Source organism: Agreia sp. Leaf283, assembly GCF_001422485.1.
Classification (GTDB): domain Bacteria; phylum Actinomycetota; class Actinomycetes; order Actinomycetales; family Microbacteriaceae; genus Agreia.
In genome coordinates this window covers 323,965-341,934 of sequence record NZ_LMNF01000004.1, presented here as the reverse complement: position 1 = coordinate 341,934, position 17,970 = coordinate 323,965, and the positions used below count along the sequence as shown (strand labels likewise).

Here is a 17,970-nt window from a genome sequence, read left to right as displayed (position 1 = left end):
GCCTCTATCTTGGAACCATGGGGACATGGAGCGGACAACCATTCGGAAGCGACTCGGCCGGCGACTGGGCCTTTGACCTCGACGACGCGGCCGGCTGGGGTTTTGTGCGTGATGCCCTGACCCGCGTCATCGGGCAGACCGAGGTCGACTCCGACGACGCGGTCGTTGCGATCGCTGCGGCAGAGGTGGTCGCCCACGGCCTTGGTCGTCCGACCCAGTCCGACGCCTACACCGAATCGGTGGGCGTTTTCGTTCAGCGGGTCGGGCGCCCCGACGCGGCCCTCGTGGCCATCGCCCTCGAGGCGCTTGCCGCATCCACGTCGCCCGAGAGCGAATTGAGCGAGCTGTGGGCCGACGAAGACTCCGCCGAGTGGCTCGATGCGAATGAGGCACTGAAGAACGCGCTGGATGCCGGGTCGCCCGGCCTTGCCTGAACGTACGGCCCGACGGTCCGTTCCCTGAGCTTGTCGAAGGGGAGAGGCAGGCGGCCTACGCGAGCAGCGCCGCCAACGCGTCGACCACCAGGTCGGGGCGCGTGATGAACGGGTGGTGCCCCGTCGGCAGCTCGACCGAGCGGGTGGCGCGCGCCGCATGGAAGCGCTGCAGCTCGAGCGAGGTGCTGCGATCCTCGCCGCACACGAGGTACGTCGAGTCCACTCCCTGCCATCCGGCCGCCGTCGTCGGAGTCATGAACGCCGTCGCATCCTGAGCCGTGACGCGCGACCAGGCCTCGCGCTGGGTCTCTTCATCGGCATCCTGCAGGAACCGCCCGCCGAACGACGTCGCGTCGTAACCCGAGACGCTCAGTGTGCCGTCGCCGTTGTCGCCGATCGACACGGGGTCGGACTCGCCGCTCATGATCATGCCCTGCGCCTGGCCGATGTCGGGCAGGTACGACGAGATGTAGAGCAGGTGACGAACGGCCGGATGCGATCCGGCCTCGGCGATCACGGTTCCGCCGTAGGAGTGTCCCACCACGATCGCCTCGTCGACGGTGTCGAGCTCGCGGCGCAGTGCGGCGGCGTCGGCGACGAGCCCGCCGGCGGCATCCGAGAGACCATCGGCCGTGCCTTCGCCGCACGATGGCAGCGCCACGGCGCGGCTCCGGATGCCCGTGCGCCGCTCGAGCAGGTCGGCTGCGGGCTGCCACCACCAGGCTCCGTCGCGAACGAGGGCGCCGTGCGCGAAGAGCAGTTCCATGGTCTGAGCCTTTCAAAAGAGGAGTGATTGAGACCCTACGACCGGGTGAGCGCGCCGGTGTCGACCGTTCGCTCAGAGCGCGAGATATCAAGCCCGACTAGGCACCGGGCCACCTCACTGCGTTAATGGGCACATGCAGACTCTCGGTTTCGACCGTCTCGTGACCAACTTCCAGCCTGTGGTCGACATCGATTCAGGGATCGTCGTGGCCTATGAGGCACTGAGCCGCGCGTTCTTCGACGACTCGCCCGTGCCTCCGGATCGGCTGCTCCGCGATGCGTACCGAGACGACACGGCGGCAGAGCTCGACTCCGCCTTTCTCGATTCCGCGCTGCGTGCCATCGAGACCCAGGGTCTCGAGTCCCCGCACTCCGTCTTCGTTAACGTGGAGCCTGCCAGTCTGGCCCACGGCCGCGTGCCACAGGCTCTCATCGGCGCCCCGCCGCTCGTCGTCGAGATCACCGAGCGCGCGCTGACCACCGACCCGGGGTCCCTTCTGGCCGCCGCCGCGACGCTGCGGGCCGCAGGGCACCTCATCGCCATCGACGACCTGGGGGCAGAGCCCGCGTCTCTCGCGCTTCTTCCACTGCTCGCACCCGAGATCGTGAAGCTCGACATGAACCTCATCCGTCGGCAGCCGGACCGTATGGCGGCGATGACGATGACCGCGATCGCGGGCTATGCCGAGAGAAGCGGCGCGATCATTCTGGCCGAGGGTGTCGAGACGCCCGCGCACATCACCCGCGCGCGTGCTTTCGGCGCATCCCTCGCCCAGGGCTGGCACTACGGCAAGGCGGCCGCGACGACAGACGAGGCCCCCGGAGTCACCCGCCTCCGTCCGGCGCGCGGGCGCCACGCCCTCGACGTCGTCGACGAACCGGGCGGCACCACCCCGTTCGAGGTGGTGGCGGGGGCGGCTCCGGTCAAGCTGGGTGACCGCGCATTGCTCCTGCAGGTCAGCGCGTTCCTCGAGGAGCGCGCCGGGGCCGGCGGCGATTCCGCCGTGCTGCTCGCGACCTTCCAGGCCGAAGACAACATCACGCCCGCGACTCGAATCCGCTACGAGGCCCTGGTCGGTTCCGGATGCCTGTTGACGGCCTACTCGACTCGTGCGTCTGCGGGTCTTCCGCATCCGGCCCGCAGTGTGGTCGTCGCAGACGACGACCCGCTCGCCGCCGAGTGGGACGTCATTCTGCTGACCGCCGACTACGCCGCAGCACTCACCGCTCGGGAGATCGACCCGACCCGCCATCGTGAGGGGCTCTACGAGTTCGCACTGACGACAGACCGCGCGCTCGTGAGGCGCTGCGCGAGGGCGCTGCTGTCGCGCTGAGTGCTTCTGTCGCTGAGCGCGGGGCGCCCCGTCGACCGTACGCCGGATTCGCGCCCACAGCGTCAACCCCTGACGCCGAGTCAGTGCGCAGGCGTAACGTCGCGTGTGGAAAGGAGCACGAATGACGACGAACGAATCCAAGAAATCGGATGCCGACGAGATTCCCGATGGCTCGGGATCAGACGGCAGCGAGCCCCAGGATGGTGCCGACACGGCATCGGGCGGAGGAGCAGACGATGAGTGACCCTCGCCCCGAGCACACCCCGAAGCCCGACGAGATCGACCCCGAGACCGGAACCGAGCCGGACGGGACTCCCGTGGAGAACCCGTCGGGATCGTGGGCCGGTCGGCCCGAGCTGATCGCGGCGTAACGCCGCACGTCTCACGCGCATGTCTGAGACGGGGTCTGTCGACGACGACCGCTGGTTGGTCATCAATGGCCGCAAGTGGCGTCGCACAGACCGCGCTCTCAGTGAAACGCTGGTGTCTCGACTTAAGTCGCACCTCGGGCGCGGCCGCTCCGGGGTGCGCGCGACGAAGTCAGCGGGCGACGAGGCCGCCGTTGCTGCGGCCGTCGCCGCAGCGCGAACGCGGGTCGGCCTGGCGAAGCACGGCCTCGGCGAGCGCGGTCCCCTCTGGTGGGACTCCCCCGAGAAAGACAGGATCGCCCGGGCGAACGAGGCCCTGAGACAACTCGACGCCCTTGACGAGTAGACGCCGTCTCACCCTGCGCTGATTGAGTAGCACAGAAATTTCTGCGAGCGTTGTCCCATGCCCGCGCCCACCGACGACACCGTGCGCATCGGGCGGCACCCGGGCATCCAGAACCTGCGCCTCATAGCGGAGGCCTCTCTCAGCGTGGCCGCGGCCCTCGGGGCACCCGCCTCGCTCCTCTTCTCCACCCTCGGCGCCGGCGAGGGGAGCTGGCCTCTCGGGGTGCTCTCTGTCTGGCTCGTCTTCGGCGGCGGCATCGCGATCGGAGTCACCCTCGCCTACGCGGTGATCGAATTCAGCCCCGGCGAAAGCACAGCCTCGATGCGCCGCGGAACCCTCTCGTTCCGCCGCCGCACCGTGCCGCTCGACACGATCACGGAGGCCTGGCGCTCGGTCTCGTCGGCACCGAACGGCACCGGCTACAAGGTCTATCGCTTCACCTCGACAGACGGCGCCACCTCCCGCGTGCTCGTTCGGGGCCACCCGATGAAAGGCCTGGATGCGCAGGGCCTGCGCAGTCTGGCCGCGTTCGTCGGCGGCCTTCCGCTCGAGGTTCCGGATGCCGCGGCGCGGCCCGCGCGCATCGGCGACGGCCGCGAGGCGGCCGGCCCTCCCGCGCTCACTGAGCGGCAGCGTGCCGCGGCGGTGTCGCTGACCGAGGGCGGAGGGAAGTCGCGCGTCGGCCGGGAGACCCTGTTGATCGAACTGCAGGGCCTGATCGACGCCGCAGAGGCAGCGGACTCTCGCTACCCGTCGGGTGCCGACGGAACCACGGAGTCGCGCGAGTCCGCCGCAGCGGCGACCCGGCGGCCGCGCGGCGGCATCCGGGCCCTGATCGCCCTGGTCAAGGCCGACCGCCTCGAGCGCGCGCGGGAAGATGACGACGCGGAGGCCACCGACCTTCTCGCATCGCACCTGGCCCGCACCGGTCGTCTGCGCCGATTGCTGCTGCGGCTGCTCATCGGCTGCATCGGGGTGGGCGTCGGCGTGGTCGCGGTGTCGATCGTGCTCGACGCGATCAGCTCGAGAATCCTCAACGCGACCGGCGAAGACGTGGTGCTGCTGGTGGTCGCGAGCGCCATCCTGCTGTCGATCGCGCTCGTTTTGGGCTGGTGCGCCGCGGCCGATGCCGACGTGCGGAGCCGGCGCGATCTCGCCCGTCGCTGGATGGCGCTGCGCGACGGCGGCGAGCGCAAGCGCGGCATGCCGACGCCGTTTCTGCTGGCGTGGACGGAGCAGGCCTGGAGGCTGCGCTCCGCAGGGGCGGGCATCTGGAGCGTGGTCGGTGCGGTCATGATCATCATCGGAATCGTCGCGCTCGTCGACAGTGAGCTGCCGCTGTTCACGAGAATCGGAATCCTGGTGAGCGGACTGGCCCTCGTGGGCATCGGGGTCGCCATGTTCATGTCGGTGACCCGCAGGCGGCGCGCCGAGGCCGAGGAGATGGTCTACCTCGGGGGCGGCCGCCTGCTTCCGCCCGACGGCCTGAGCTGACTAAGCAGGGCGCGATCCGTACTACAGGACAGACAGTCCAACACGCCGCCGCGGCGGCGCAGAAACGCCGAGCCTGAATCGAAACATCCTGTTGAACGGGTGACAGCTAACGGCGTTGTCAGTCGTTGTGCTCCTTGGCGACTTCGAGGGCAATAGCGCCGGCACGGGCCATCACCTCGAGCTGGGCGGCGTTGTAGGTCACGCGCACCGACTCGTCGATCGTTTCGCGAACGACGTGTGAACCTTTCGTCAGGTGCGCTCCGGGCGTCACCAGCCAGGGGTACTCGTCGAAGAGCTTCGCAAACACGGGGCCGAAATGCTCCGCCAATCGGATGCGCGTGGGCTCGTCCGCATCCGGCGCGAGGTTCTCGAATTCCTCATCGACGGCATCCGGATCGACCTCGGCCATCTGCCGCAGATCGGCCATGGCTGTGTCGTCGTAGAGCTGGTTGTAGACCAGCATGAGCGACTGCTCGGGCTTCGTGAGTCGCGCTGCGACGTTCTCGAATCCGGCAGGCACGCCCGTGACGGAGGAGCCGTCGAGGATGGCGCGCACCTCCGCGCGGGCGCGTTGGAGCCGTTCGATGCTCGACGCGAGGTCCGCGTCTATCGCGCGGAGGGCATCCGCCGGCGAGTCTTTGCCGAAGCCCACCTGCTCGATCTGGTCGAGCGGAACCCCGAGGTCGCGCAGCCGCCTGATCTGCAGCAGCCGCACGAGGTGGGCGACCTGATACTGCTTGTAGCCGTTCGACATGCGCACCGGCTCGTCGAGCAGGCCGGCGCGGTGATAGTGCCGCACGGTGTTCACGGTCGTTCCGGCGAGGTCGGCCACTTCACGGGTGCTCCACGGCATGTCGCATGCTCCCTTCGGTTCTCGGTGTCGCTGTAGGGTGCGCAGCGATCGAGATGCCTGTGCACCCCACACTGTCAAACATCGGCGCCGCCGTCACGGCATCTCGCCGGTTCACAGCAGCCACAGCGACAGCGGGTGCACGAGGTAGAGCAGCGAGAACGACTCGTAGAGCGCGCCGATCACGAGCAGAACCAACGCGGGCAGGGCCAGCCAGCCCAGCTTCTGCAGGCCGCGCAGGTAGCCCTGGCGGTGGGTGGTCACGCCGGCGGTGCGGGGCCGCAGCCACGACCGGCCGAGCAGATAGGCGCCGAGCAGAAGCAGGATGTATGCCTGCAGCTCGATCACGACCGTCAGGGAATGCGGGATGAGGGCCACCCAGCCGATGTCGGTCGTCGGGGCGATGGTGATTCCGGTGGTGAACGACCACCAGGCGAAGAGCGGCAGACCCAGGAAGGGCACGACGAGCGAGGGCAGCACGATCGTGAGGGCGCTGAGCTTTCCGACGTTGATGGCGAAGATGACCACCGCGAAGAGCCACGGGCTGCTGAGCAGCGAACCGACCAGCTCCGACGTGCCGTCGGTCTGCTGCGTCTGCAGCTGTGCGCGACTGAGGTCGGGGAACACGATTCCCACGACGAAGCCGGCGACCACCAGGCCGTAGGCCATCAGGTTGATGGCGAGGTAGGCGCGCTTGTTCGCGCCGATGATCTCGAAGGGTCGGCGCAGCATGCGGGGCCGCCGGGTGTCCGAGGCTTCTACCTCGGGTTCGTACGTTTTCTGTGTCATGACCACATGAGACACCCTGTTCCCACCACAGGGTCAAGGGCGCTTGACCCTGTGGCGGGAACACGGTTTCTACTGTCACCCATGAACCCCATCGAACAGCTCGTCAGCAATTTTCAAGACCTCGTCGCCCAGGTGCCCGAGTTCCTCCAACCACTCATCCTCGTGCTCGCCGGAGCCGTTCCCTTCGTCGAGGGCGAGCTCGCCGCCATCATCGGAGTGATCGGCGGAGTCAATCCGATCGCCGCCGCCATCGCCGGCGCCACGGGCAACTTCCTGTGCGTACTGCTCGTGGTGCTGCTGAGTTCGCGGGCCCGCAGCGCGGTCGTCGACCGCCGGGCGGCTCGCGCTTCGGCTTCGGCTTCGGCTTCGGCGAAGCGGATGCGCGCGGGCAGTGTCGGGGTCGGCTCTTCGACGGCGGGTGTTCCGACCACGAGGATCGCCACGATCGACGCTTCTGAACTCGACGCAGCCGAAGCGGCTGAGGCCGCGGAGGACGCAGCCCCCAAGAAGCCCCTCTCCAAGGGCCGCCAGCGCTTCTACACGTGGCTCGTGCGCTTCGGCGTACCGGGCGCGAGCATCCTCGGCCCGCTCGCGATCCCCACCCAGATCACGTCGGCCATCCTGGTCGCCGGAGGCACCCCGCGCGCGTGGGTTCTCCTCTGGCAGGCAGTCGCGATCGCCTTCTGGACGACCGTGGGCACAACCTCGGTGTGGCTCGCCCTGCGGGTCGCGACAGGCGCCTGACCCTCCGCCCCGCCGCCAGTTGCCCCTTCGACAGGCTCAGGGAACGGCTCCCCGTTCGTCGAGCCTGTCGAGACGCGATCGGGGCACACCTCACTTGCGCCGATCGAGTAGCGGCGCGACGAAGGAGCCCGCGGATCGAGATCACTCCGTGACGGACGCCCGGCGCGGCAGCACACTCAGCGACAGCAGCGCCGTGAGCGCCGACGCCCCCAGAACCACCCACGCCACGACAGAGGTTCCCGCCGCCCCGACGATCGCTCCCGCCACGAGTGTGCCCGCGCCGATCCCGAGCGTCATCGCGCTGACCACCCACCCGTTCGCCTCGGTGAGCGCGGCGGCAGGGCTGAGCTGCGAGATGCGCTCGAAAACCTGGCCCAGTGTCGGAGGAAGCATCAGCCCCGAGACACCGGCGACGACGACGTAAGCCCACGTGGGCAGCCCTGTCGCCACGAGCGGCAGGTACCCGACCGCCAGCAGAAGCCCGCACACCGTGAGCAGTCGCGCCGGGGTCGAGCCCAGGGGCCGGATGCCGACGACGGTCGCGCCGACGAGGGCACCCGCGGCGTTCACCGCGAGGATCCATCCGGCCAGTCCATCGCTGTCACGCGCCGCCTCGGAAGCGGTCGCCACGATGGTCAGCGCACCGACCGGAACGCCGATACCGAACGTGAACACGGCGACCCGCGCGACCGCCGGCATCAGAATAGGCGACCGGATGCCCGGGTGCGCCGCGTCCCGGCTCGATCGGTGGGCCGACGCGGCGCGGGGTGCCGGATTGACGATGAAGGCGAGCGCGCCGATGAGTCCGAGCCCTGCCGCGAACAGGAGGTTGCCGACCGGGCCGAAGACGGCGATTCCGACGACGGTGAGCAGCGGACCGATGATGAAGATGATCTCCTGGGCACCGGCATCCAGACTGAACGCGGCCTTCAGCTGCGGCCCCGGGCTCACCAGACGCGGCCAGAGCGCGCGGAGGGCGGGCTCGAGCGGCGGAGTGAACACTCCAGCAGCCGCCGCGAGGGCTACGGCGAGGCCCGGCAACGGTTCGAGGGTCAGCGCCATGCCGGTGAAGGCGAGAAAGCTCAGGATGCCGCTCAGGGCAAGAATGGCGACCTGCCCGAGACGGTCGATGAGTCTGCCGAGAAGCGGCTGCCCGACGGCTCCGGCGACCACGTAGACCGCGGTGATGAGCCCGGCGAAGCCGAAGTCTCCGCTGGTCGACCGCACGAGCTGCACGATCGCGAGCGCCGCCATCGCTCCGGGCAGGCGGCCCAGCAGCGAAGTGAAGAGCAGGTACGCGGTGTGCCGGCTCCGCAGAACGGAGACGACGGGAGGGGACGTGCGAGTCATAGGTCCAGTCTGGTCTCGATATGCTTCGGCCGAAGACGGCCGTGCAGTGACTCCACGGTCTGCACTGCGTTACGCTTCTCGAGGCTTCGACGCAGCGCGAGCGTGCGCCCTACCGATCGATTCCTTCCGGGAGCAAGCATGGAGAGCGACACCGACACTCCTCTCGTCGTGGAGTTCAAGGGCGAACGGCACGAGCTTTTGTGGCCGCCGGCCGTTCCGCTCGCCGACTTCCTGAAGTCCCGCGGCATGAAGGTGCCCTACGCGTGCGGCGAAGGTTACTGCGGCGGGTGCATCGCGCGTCTGACCAGCGGCAGCGTGACCATGGCCATCAACGAGATCCTCGACGAGGACGACCTCGCGAACGACTTGATTCTCGGCTGCCAGGCCGTGCCCGACGGTGACGAACCCATCACGGTCATCTACGACTGAGCGCCGCCGCCCTTCGACAAGCTCAGGGAGCGGACCCGCTAGTCGAGCAGCAGCGCCGGCTCCTCCATGATGCTCGCGACGTCGGCCAGGAAGCGGCTCGCCACATCGCCGTCGACAACGCGGTGATCGAAGCTCGCCCCGACAGTGGTCACGAAGCGCGGACGCACCTCACCGTCAACAACCCACGGCTTCTGCTTGATCGTTCCCAGGGCGACGATCGCGACCTCGCCCGGGTTCAGAATCGGCGTGCCCGTGTCCATGCCGAAGACACCGATGTTCGTGATGGTGATCGTTCCATTGGCCTGATCCGCCGGCGAGGTGCGCCCCTCGCGCGCGGTCAGCGTGAGCTGCTCCAGCGCCGTGGCGAGCTCGAGCAGCGACATGTCCTGCGCATCCTTCACGTTCGGAACGATCAGCCCGCGCGGGGTCGCCGCCGCGATGCCGAGATTCACGTAGTTGCGAACGATGATCTCCTTGTCGGTCCACGCGGAGTTCACCATCGGGTTGCGGCGCACGGCCCAGATCATGGCCCGCGCCATGATCAGCAGCGGCGACACCTTCACGCCCGTGAAGTCGGTCGACGTCTTCAGACGCTTCACGAACTCCATGGTGCGCGTCGCATCCACGTCGACGAACAGGCTCACGTGCGGCGCCGAGAACGCGGAGTGCGTCATGGCCTTCGCGATCTGCTTGCGCACGCCCTTCACGGGAATGATCTCTTCACGCGTATCGGCCCACTGCGGCGTCTCGATGTTGTGGAACACCTTCGCCTGCTCTGCGTGGCGCACCACATCGTCGCGGGTGATGTCGCCGATCGGACCGGTGGGCTGCACCTCGCCGAGGTTCACGCCCAGGTCTTTGGCCAGCTTGCGAATGGGCGGCTTGGCGATGATCGGCAGACCCGTGAGAACGGGCACGCGTGCCGCGCGGGCACCGGATGCCTGCGGCTGGCCGCTCGAGGCGGCCCCGGTCGACGCGGCGTTCGGCTTGGGCGCCGAGGCGCCCGCGCCGGAGCGACTGGGCCGGCGGCTGGCGACGTGACCCTTGATGCCGTACCCGACCAGAACCGCGCCCGACGAGCTGTCGGATTCCTGCGAGACGGAAGCGGCGGCATCCGCTCGCACCTGCTCGGCCTCGACGACCACGGGCGACGACGCAGACGCGGGAGCGACGTGGTGCGCGGCAGGCGCCGGCGCGGCGGGAACCGAGGCCGGTGCCGACGCGGGCATGGCGGCCGCGGTGATGGGCGTCTCGAATCCCGGAACGGGTGCGGGAGCGACCGCGCCGGACCCGGAGGAGGTGACGGTGATGATGGGCGTTCCCACGTCGACGGTGTCGCCTTCGGCAACGAGCAGTCCTTCGACGACGCCCTCGAACGGAGAGGGCAGTTCGACGAGCGACTTGGCGGTCTCGATCTCGACGAGAACGTCGTTGATGGCGACGGTGTCACCGGGGGCGACGCGCCACGAGACGATCTCGGCCTCGGTGAGGCCTTCGCCGACGTCGGGGAGGTTGAAGTGCGAGGTGGTCACGATGCCATCCTTTGCGATTGAAACGGGCCCTTCGAACGGCTCGTTCCCTGAGCCTGTCGAAGGGGAAACATGGGTCTAGAACGCCAGCGACCGGTCGACCGCTTCGAGAATACGGTCGACGTCGGGCAGATACAGGTTCTCGATGCGTGGAGCCGGCATGGGAACGTCGAATCCGGACACCCGGATGACGGGAGCCTGCAACGAGTAGAACGCCTTCTCGGCGACGGTGGCGGCGATCTCGGATCCGACGCTGACGAACCCGGCGGCCTCCTGGCACACGACCAGGCGACCGGTTTTCGTGACCGAGTCGAGAATGGGCGCGTAGTCGACCGGGCTCAGAGAACGCAGGTCGATGACCTCGAGGCTCACGCCTTCCGACGCGGCGAGCTCTGCGGCCTGCAGCATCATGGTGACCATCGCGCCGTGGCCGACGAGCGTCGCATCCGTGCCCGTGCGCGCGACGCGACTGGCGTGCAGCGGCGAGGCCGAGGCATCCAGATCGACGGGGCCCTTGGGCCAGTAGCGGCTTTTGGGCTCGAAGAAGATCACGGGGTCGTTCGATTCGATCGACTCCTGGATCATCCAGTAGGCGTCGTTGGGGGTCGACGGGCTGACCACGCGCAGGCCGGCCGTGTGCGCGAAGTACGCCTCGGGGCTCTCCATGTGGTGCTCGATCGCGCCGATGTGGGCGCCGTAGGGGATGCGGATGACCACGGGCATGGTGAGCGTTCCGCGGCCGCGGTTGGTGAGCTTGGCGAGCTGCGTGGTGATCTGGTTGAAGGCCGGGTAGACGAAGCCGTCGAACTGGATCTCGCAGACCGGGCGGTAGCCGCGCAGGGCGAGGCCGATGGCGGTGCCGACGATTCCCGACTCGGCGAGGGGCGTGTCGAGCACGCGCTTGTCGCCGAACTCGGCCTTGATGCCCTCGGTCACGCGGAAGACGCCGCCGAGCGTGCCGATGTCTTCGCCCATAAGAAGGACTTTGTCGTTGTCGGTCATGGCCTTGCGCAGGCCCGCGTTGATGGCCTTCGCCAGCGGAAGTTCTTCGACGGCCATTACTTGTCTCCTCCGAACGACGCCTCGTAGTTCGCCAGCCAGGCCTTCTGCTCGGTGATGAGCGGGTGCGGCTCGCTGTAGACGTGGTCGAACAGATTGTCGATCGTGGGGTTGGGCAGCTCGAGCGTGCGGCGCCGGATGTCCGCCGCGAAGTCGCTCGCCTCCTGCTCGACGTCGGCAAAGAAGGCCTCGCTCGCGCCCTTGTTCTTCAAGAAGGCCTCGAAGCGCACGATCGGGTCGCGGGCGACCCAATAGGCCAGCTGCTCGTCGTTCTGGTAGCGGGTGGGGTCATCGGATGTCGTGTGGGCGCCGATGCGGTACGTCTGGGCCTCGATATAGCTGGGCCCAAGGCCGTTACGGGCGTCGTCGAGGTGCTTGGCGCTCACCGCGTAACTGGCGAGAACGTCGTTGCCGTCGACCTGCACGCTCGGAATGCCGAAGCCGCGCGGGCGCAGGTAGAGGGGAACGCGCGCCTGGGTGCTGACCGGAACCGAGATGGCCCACTGGTTGTTCTGCAGGAAGAAGACGGTGGGCGTCTGATAGCTGGCCGCGAAGACCATGGCCTCGTTGACGTCGCCCTCGCTGGTGGAGCCGTCGCCGAAGTAGACGATCACGGCGGTGTCGGTGTCTGCGTTGCCCGTGCCGACGGCGCCGTCGAAGTTGATGCCCATGCCGTAGCCGGTGGCGTGCAGCGTCTGCGTGCCGAGCACCAGCGTGTAGCCGTGGAAGTTGCCGTTCTTGGGGTCGTTCACGTCCCACCCGCCGAGGGTGGTGCCGCGCATCAGTTCGACGATGCCCATGATGTCGACGCCGCGGATCTTGGCAACCACGTGCTCTCGGTAGCTGGGGAAGATGTGGTCCTGGCGTCGGGTGGCTCGGGCCGATCCGACCTGCGCGGCTTCCTGTCCATGACTCGGCGGCCACAGGGCCATCTGCCCCTGGCGCTGCAGGTTGGTGCACTCGGTGTCGAAGCGCCGGATGACGGCCATGTCGCGATAGAACTGCTCGTGCTGTTCGTCGCTGAGTGCCTCTATATAGGGCAGGTACTCGTCACTCCCGGCACTGGGAGCGAAGGAACCGTCTGTGGCCAGAAATTGAACCGCGGGCGGAGGAGTGGTCATGGATGAACCCTCTTGTCTTTCGCTTGTATGGCTACGCTATCGGGTGCGTCGACGGGCCATCTGAGAGGGTTGCGACAAGCTTTGACGAGATAGCGATGAGTTTCTCTACAGATTCATGCTCGCCGATCGAAATCCGCACGCCCTCGGGGTGGAATGCCCGGACGACTATTCCATTTTCGGCATATACCTGCGCGGCGTGTGCGGTGTGCTCTCCGGTGGGCAGCCAGATGAAGTTTCCCTGCGGCTTCGGAGCATCCCAGCCCTGGTCGATGAGGGCGACCCAGAGGTCGTCGCGGCGCTTGGCGATGTCTGCGACTCGCTCGTTGAGCTGAACGTCGTCGCCCAGGCTCACGACGGCGGCGTGCTGCGCCTGGTCAGTGATTCCGAGCGGGATAGCAGTCGTGCGCGCGGCCTGCAGGATGGCGGCCGGTCCGATGCCGTAGCCAACTCGAAGGCCGGCCAGCCCGTAGGCCTTGGAGAAGGTACGCAGCACGACGAGGTTCGGATACTTGCCCAGCAGCTCTTTGCCGTCGACCGCGTCGTCGTCGGTGACGAACTCGCGGTAGGCCTCGTCGAGAATGACGAGCAGGTCGTCGGGAACCGCGTCCATGAAAGCGGCGAACTCGTCTTTGGTGACGATGGTTCCGGTGGGGTTGTTGGGGCTGCAGACGATGATCAGGCGGGTGCGCTCGGTGATCGCGTCGAGCATCGCCGGCAGGTCGTGCCGGTGGTCGTCGCTGTTCTCAACCTTGACGCTGACCGCCCCGGTAAGTGTGGGCATCCAGGGGTAGGCCTCGAACGACCGCCACGAGTAGACGACCTCATCACCCGCGCCGGCCGCGGCCTGCACCAGCTGAACAAGGAGGGAGACCGACCCGGCACCGATGATGACCTCATCGGCGCTCACACCGAACCGCTCGGCCAGCTTGGCGGTGAGGTCGGGCGCGGCGGCATTCGGATAGCGATTGAGCGAGGCGCTCGCTTTCTCGACGGCCTCGAGCACCCCGGGCAGCGGCGGAAAGGGGTTCTCGTTGCTGGAGAGCTTGAACCCTCCCTCTATAGAGGTGCCCTGCTTGTACGGGGGCAGAGCGAGGATTTCGGGGCGCAGCTTGACGGGGGAAATGGAGGAGTCACTCACTGGGTCAGTCTATGTTGCGACGTCTGAGGCTTGTGGAAACGCGGAGGCAAGCCGGAAACGTGCGCGCTGAGGTCGATGACGTACCTGAGTCGTTTCTGCCCCGAGCGGCAGCACGCTGTATCCACCTACACGATGCCGATACTCGGGACTAGAAATGACTCCTCTTATTGTTCGTCCTGTTCTTCGTCGATGTCGCGCTCCCGTGGCACCACCGGTGCCGCGCCGACCTCGTTATCGATAAGGCCAAATGGTGGAATCTGCGGATCACGCGTGTAGCGAACGACAACGTTTGCTTCGGCCACTGACGGCGGGGTGTTGTCCACGATTAACACCTGCGCTCCTTGGCCGGCGTTTGAGAGCCATCTCTCCAGATGCGTGTACACCCGCTCCACCAGATGAATGTCGGCAAATTCTGCCTCGTCCGCGAGTCCGCCGAGATTCTTCTGCGGCGTGTCAATCATCAGGAATCCAGGGTGAGCTTCATTGGTCTCGTACGCAGTCTCGAATATGGCGAGCATCCAGGCGAGGCTAACCAACACTTGCCCGCCGCTGCTCGCTTCCCTGAAGTGCTGACTTCGCACATGCGGTACAAGCTTGTCGTCGATATACGGAGGGACAACTCCCCGCTCGTCGACTTTCGGATACTCAATCTCGTGGAGGATCTGCGAATAGCGGCTGCTGAGAGCCTGCAGCACTACGCCACGATCCGGCCGCGCTTTCGTATCTCGCTGTTCCTTGCGTAGGGCGTCAAGGTTTCTACGAGCGCGGTCGTAGGCCGCCATTCTGGCGTCCAGACCGGTTCGGAGTTTGATCCCGTTTGTCACATCATTTCGAAGCACGAGGATTGCCTGTCGGCGGCCTTGGAGTTCGTCTCTCTCACCGAGAAAAGGGTTCACAGCTGTGAGCGTCGCATCGTCGAGATCACGACCAGCCTTCGATTCTGCATCAGCCGCGACCGCAGCACGGTCTCTTAGTCGGGGCAGGTCCGCGTTAAGCCGCTGCCAATATTCGTCGAGCTCCTTATAGCGGCGTCTGGCGGCTCGAAGTTCTTTACCGGCGAGGTCAGCGCCATCTACTTTTACCTTATTAGGGTTCTCGTCTCCCAACAGTGGATGAACTGGTTGGTGACACAAGCTGCAAACGCCATCTTCCTGAGTGGGCGAACTGGGAAGCGGATTGAAGCACACAGGACAGGTAGTGACCGACAACTGGTCGAAAACGCTCTCGGCTTCGGCGAGAAGCGTGAGTTTGCGGATGTCGTCCGCATACTGGGCACGCAAGCTCGCAAACCGATCGACGAGTGAGGCGCGGTCTCGAACGAGAGCGTCAGCGTCAGCCGCACTACCGGCAAGTTCCGCGTGTCGCTGGCGTAGCTTTGCGGCGAAATCCGACGCGGCTAACTCCCGCTGTGTGAGTGCGCGAAGGTCCTTACTGACTCGGGATAGTTCTTTGTCGAGGTCATCGGCCTCTAATTCGAGGGCGTCCAACGATTTGGGCTGCTGCTGGGAGACGAACTCTTGAAGTGACTCGACTGATCTGCGTTGATAGTCGAGCGCGGTTTGCGCCTCTTTGACCCGTCGCGCAAGCTCAGCTTGGTCGTTGTCATGAACGCCGAAAACTGCGTCAACAACCTGGCGCAGCTTGATTTCTTTCATGGTGTGGCCGACATGCAGCAGTTGTTGACTGCCGACTCGCTCGTTGTAGAAGAGACAAAGCCACAAAAGGTCACGGAACCCTAATGTGTCCGTGCCCGAATCGTCCTTGGTGGGCGCTTCTTTTAGTTTTACGTCTTGTAGTCCCACGGTCGTCAGCAACCATTGGGAGACGCTTTGTGGGTCGCTGATTGGGTCGACGACGAGCATTGTGGATGTCAAGTTGTCGAGGGCATCCATTGGAGATGGAAACAGAATCGCGTTCTTGGCTCCAAGGGCCCTTTCAAGGGTGAAAATGCCATCGGGGGTTTGCACTTCGACGGCAACCGATCGGACTTGGCGCTGTACTTCAGTGTGATTCGGGAACGTCGTGCCGCCGAGGGCATATTCAATAAATCGAAACACGCTGGTCTTACCCGTGTTAGTTCGTCCGGCGATGATGCTCAAAGCACGATGAGCGTTATGTCCGTCATCGCGGAAGTCGACTTCGAAGGGCTTACTGACTCCAAGCAGCCGAAGGCGACGAATTCGAATACCTTTGTTCAAGGTCGATGACGCGCCGCCCGCGACTAAATCGCCGGAGTCACCCCCTCTATCCAGGTCAGCCGACAGGTCTTCAGGCGTCACGGTCGGCTCCGGCTTGTTGTGGATTTAAGGGCGGGGAGAGTCGCCCTGTTCTTTCTTCGGCGATGCCATCCGAGCTGCCGTAAAGGTCGAGAAGAAGTGAGGGTGTCTTCAACCACCCTCTCGCGGAGTTCGCCAACTGTGCGTCCGATAGCCGCTTCAGCCGCGTGTGGACAACCCGCACTGATTCGCGGTACTGATCTGCGTAAAGCGCCGTCAATGCGCCGACGAAGGCCGTACCTCGGTCAGTAACCCCATAACCACCAGCTCGCGGAGCAGCCAAACCGTAGCCAATGAGTATGGCAAAATCATGCTGCAGCCGCTGCCGTCGATTGGCGAACCGCGACCCCGTCGACGCGTAGGAAAGCTGACGCTCGTCGAATGCAGCACGGTGCAGTCGAGCACGTTCGCTCGAATCGCTGTCCTTAAAAATTGCGAATGGATTAGCAGCAAGGAAGTCGTAGTAGCCGATGCGCTCGAGATCGACTCCCTTGGAATTTACGGGCGTAATCTCGTCGAGAAGTATCACGAGTTGGGTGAGCCGAAATATCATGTGGTCCTCGGGCGAAGGTGCGGCTTCGGGATCATGAAGATGCTGACCCGGGTCGTCATGCCAATGAGTATGAAGGCTCATGTGACCAACTCGCCGGGATCAGACGAATCGACGCGTTTTGCTACGTCGCGCCAATCGTGAACCCAGCCGGCTCTTGCATCTTCGACGATCCGATGCATAAGCCCCCTGGTGTGGATCGCTCGCAGTGGCAGCTCGACCGGAGCAACCACGCCTCTCGTCTCTTTCATGACCGCCGAGAATAGCTTGCGCGCAGATGGCTCGTAGTTCTCAGCGTTTGGCGCTGTCGCGGGGTCCGCGACAGCGTCTTCCCAGGAGCCAAGGAGTACTGCGTCGATCTCTGCGATCGCGGCCAATTGCGCCGGCACCGACCTCGCGGTGATGTCCCGAACGAGCAAGTCAGCATTAAAGTACGCATGCCGCTGTGCGTCCATTTCGCTAATTCCAGCAACCGTCATCTGTCTGACGAACAATGCTCTGTCGTATGTTGGCGTTTCATCGAGCGACAGAGGCGCCGCGACTGGAGCCGGTTCAGATCCAGTCTTTCGAGCCTCGAGAATGTCTTTGTTAGGCCCGTAGAATTCCGCCCAAACGGGGTGTGCTTCCGGCGACATCAGCTTTCTTCTGAGTCGGGGCGCATCCCAAAGGTCGAATTGAACATGCGGATAGAGCTTGGACCACTCGCGAACTTTTGTGTCCCACCACTTTTTTTCCGGCGCGCTAACTTCACAAGCAACACACAACGTCCAGGCGTCCACGGCATACCCATGAGTCGTTGCGTGAGTCATGGCTGAGGCAAAGGATTCGCGAATCTGCTTCTTTTGCGAGTCACCGAGCTTGTCGTAGAAGTACTTCGACTGCCAGATCAAGATCGAGTCGGCGAGGCTGCCAACCATGACATCTATGCCCCAGTCCCCAGGGTCGGCCCGAATATCCGTCGCGGTAGGGTGCTCGATCCCCACGAGGGCGGACAAGACTCGATGAAAGACGACCCGTCCGCCATCGTCACTTCCAGCATCGATGGCATGAATACGGAAGTCGATCTTTGAAGGTTGCGTCATTGTCCGTGCACACGAGCACGGCCACTCTCCACGTTGAGCTCCACCGTGCGCACCCCCTCGGCCTTTGCCAAGTTTATTGGGTAGCGGAAGGGGTTGTGAGCGCGAAATTGTCCCCAAACCGGGGGCGTCAGACGCACGGGCGTTATGGGCCCTGCATGCGTTAGCTGTTGAACACGGGCCCCCACAACCGGTGCCGGCGGTATCGAAGTCAGACGTACCTAAAACAAAGTCGAACTCTCTAACGAATAACGCAACCACCGCGCCCCAGGGAGACTCGCGGCCGCTCGTGCCAAAGAGCGGAAGATAGCTGGC

General features: G+C 65.5%; 19 protein-coding genes. 8 read left to right on the top strand and 11 right to left on the bottom strand.

The window, feature by feature from the left end; genetic code table 11:
• The first annotated feature begins 17 nt into the window (after positions 1-17).
• The gene (locus tag ASF51_RS17820) at positions 18-434 is read left to right on the top strand and encodes a DUF4259 domain-containing protein (protein ID WP_055933184.1); all 417 of its coding nucleotides are present in this window, start codon (positions 18-20) and stop codon (positions 432-434) included.
• 55 nt (positions 435-489) lie between these two features.
• Here ASF51_RS17820 and ASF51_RS17815 read toward each other — a convergent pair whose 3' ends face one another.
• The gene (locus tag ASF51_RS17815) at positions 490-1,200 is read right to left on the bottom strand and encodes an alpha/beta hydrolase (protein ID WP_055933181.1); all 711 of its coding nucleotides are present in this window, start codon (positions 1,198-1,200) and stop codon (positions 490-492) included.
• 133 nt (positions 1,201-1,333) lie between these two features.
• Here ASF51_RS17815 and ASF51_RS17810 point away from each other — a divergent pair, with 133 nt between their 5' ends.
• The 5 genes from ASF51_RS17810 (at position 1,334) to ASF51_RS17800 (ending at position 4,741) form a co-directional block, all read left to right on the top strand.
• Positions 1,334-2,533 carry an EAL domain-containing protein gene (locus tag ASF51_RS17810; RefSeq protein ID WP_055933178.1) on the top strand — a complete coding sequence of 400 codons (1,200 nt, stop codon included), beginning with the start codon at positions 1,334-1,336 and terminating at the stop codon, positions 2,531-2,533.
• Between the two features lie 121 nt (positions 2,534-2,654).
• On the top strand, positions 2,655-2,777 hold the full coding sequence (locus tag ASF51_RS19660; RefSeq protein WP_255354455.1) for a hypothetical protein: 123 nt from the start codon (positions 2,655-2,657) through the stop codon (positions 2,775-2,777).
• Positions 2,770-2,904, top strand: a complete 135-nt coding sequence (locus ASF51_RS19655) for a hypothetical protein (RefSeq protein WP_255354454.1) — start codon at positions 2,770-2,772, stop codon at positions 2,902-2,904. The genes ASF51_RS19660 and ASF51_RS19655 overlap by 8 nt, the downstream gene beginning before the upstream one ends.
• 19 nt (positions 2,905-2,923) lie before the next feature.
• Entirely contained in the window at positions 2,924-3,247 is a 324-nt protein-coding gene (locus ASF51_RS17805) for a hypothetical protein (RefSeq protein ID WP_055933175.1), read from the top strand.
• A gap of 57 nt (positions 3,248-3,304) precedes the next feature.
• Entirely contained in the window at positions 3,305-4,741 is a 1,437-nt protein-coding gene (locus tag ASF51_RS17800) for a hypothetical protein (protein WP_055933172.1), read from the top strand.
• A gap of 118 nt (positions 4,742-4,859) precedes the next feature.
• Here the strand turns inward: ASF51_RS17800 and ASF51_RS17795 are convergent, their stop codons facing one another.
• Positions 4,860-5,594 carry a MerR family transcriptional regulator gene (locus ASF51_RS17795; RefSeq protein ID WP_055933169.1) on the bottom strand — a complete coding sequence of 245 codons (735 nt, stop codon included), beginning with the start codon at positions 5,592-5,594 and terminating at the stop codon, positions 4,860-4,862.
• Positions 5,595-5,705: 111 nt separating this feature from the next.
• Positions 5,706-6,380, bottom strand: coding sequence for a hypothetical protein (locus ASF51_RS17790; protein ID WP_055933166.1), 675 nt, complete (start codon positions 6,378-6,380; stop codon positions 5,706-5,708).
• Positions 6,381-6,461: 81 nt separating this feature from the next.
• Here ASF51_RS17790 and ASF51_RS17785 point away from each other — a divergent pair, with 81 nt between their 5' ends.
• Positions 6,462-7,124: a hypothetical protein gene (locus ASF51_RS17785; RefSeq protein ID WP_055933163.1), complete on the top strand. Its 663-nt coding sequence runs from the start codon at positions 6,462-6,464 to the stop codon at positions 7,122-7,124.
• 141 nt (positions 7,125-7,265) lie between these two features.
• Here the strand turns inward: ASF51_RS17785 and ASF51_RS17780 are convergent, their stop codons facing one another.
• Entirely contained in the window at positions 7,266-8,474 is a 1,209-nt protein-coding gene (locus tag ASF51_RS17780; protein WP_055933159.1) for an MFS transporter, read from the bottom strand.
• Between the two features lie 138 nt (positions 8,475-8,612).
• Between ASF51_RS17780 and ASF51_RS17775 the strand changes: the two genes are divergently transcribed.
• Positions 8,613-8,903, top strand: a complete 291-nt coding sequence (locus ASF51_RS17775) for a 2Fe-2S iron-sulfur cluster binding domain-containing protein (RefSeq protein ID WP_055933156.1) — start codon at positions 8,613-8,615, stop codon at positions 8,901-8,903.
• A gap of 38 nt (positions 8,904-8,941) precedes the next feature.
• Here ASF51_RS17775 and ASF51_RS17770 read toward each other — a convergent pair whose 3' ends face one another.
• The 7 genes from ASF51_RS17770 to ASF51_RS17740 all read right to left on the bottom strand — a co-directional run bounded on the left by ASF51_RS17770 (position 8,942) and on the right by ASF51_RS17740 (position 17,658).
• Positions 8,942-10,435: a dihydrolipoamide acetyltransferase family protein gene (locus tag ASF51_RS17770; RefSeq protein ID WP_055933153.1), complete on the bottom strand. Its 1,494-nt coding sequence runs from the start codon at positions 10,433-10,435 to the stop codon at positions 8,942-8,944.
• Positions 10,436-10,510: 75 nt separating this feature from the next.
• Positions 10,511-11,491, bottom strand: a complete 981-nt coding sequence (locus ASF51_RS17765) for an alpha-ketoacid dehydrogenase subunit beta (RefSeq protein ID WP_055933150.1) — start codon at positions 11,489-11,491, stop codon at positions 10,511-10,513.
• Positions 11,491-12,612, bottom strand: a complete 1,122-nt coding sequence (locus tag ASF51_RS17760; protein ID WP_055933147.1) for a thiamine pyrophosphate-dependent dehydrogenase E1 component subunit alpha — start codon at positions 12,610-12,612, stop codon at positions 11,491-11,493. The genes ASF51_RS17765 and ASF51_RS17760 overlap by 1 nt, the downstream gene beginning before the upstream one ends.
• Before the next feature lie 31 nt (positions 12,613-12,643).
• Positions 12,644-13,750, bottom strand: a complete 1,107-nt coding sequence (locus tag ASF51_RS17755; protein WP_082480570.1) for a histidinol-phosphate transaminase — start codon at positions 13,748-13,750, stop codon at positions 12,644-12,646.
• Between the two features lie 164 nt (positions 13,751-13,914).
• Complete coding sequence (locus ASF51_RS19265) at positions 13,915-16,029, bottom strand: DNA recombination protein RecN (RefSeq protein WP_157412219.1); 2,115 nt, start codon at positions 16,027-16,029, stop codon at positions 13,915-13,917.
• A complete protein-coding gene (locus ASF51_RS19260) occupies positions 16,019-16,660 on the bottom strand; it encodes a hypothetical protein (RefSeq protein WP_157412218.1) in 642 nt (213 codons plus the stop codon). Before ASF51_RS19260 ends, ASF51_RS19265 begins: the two co-directional genes overlap by 11 nt.
• Positions 16,657-17,658, bottom strand: coding sequence for a hypothetical protein (locus ASF51_RS17740; protein WP_157412217.1), 1,002 nt, complete (start codon positions 17,656-17,658; stop codon positions 16,657-16,659). Before ASF51_RS17740 ends, ASF51_RS19260 begins: the two co-directional genes overlap by 4 nt.
• Between the last annotated feature and the right edge of the window lie 312 nt (positions 17,659-17,970).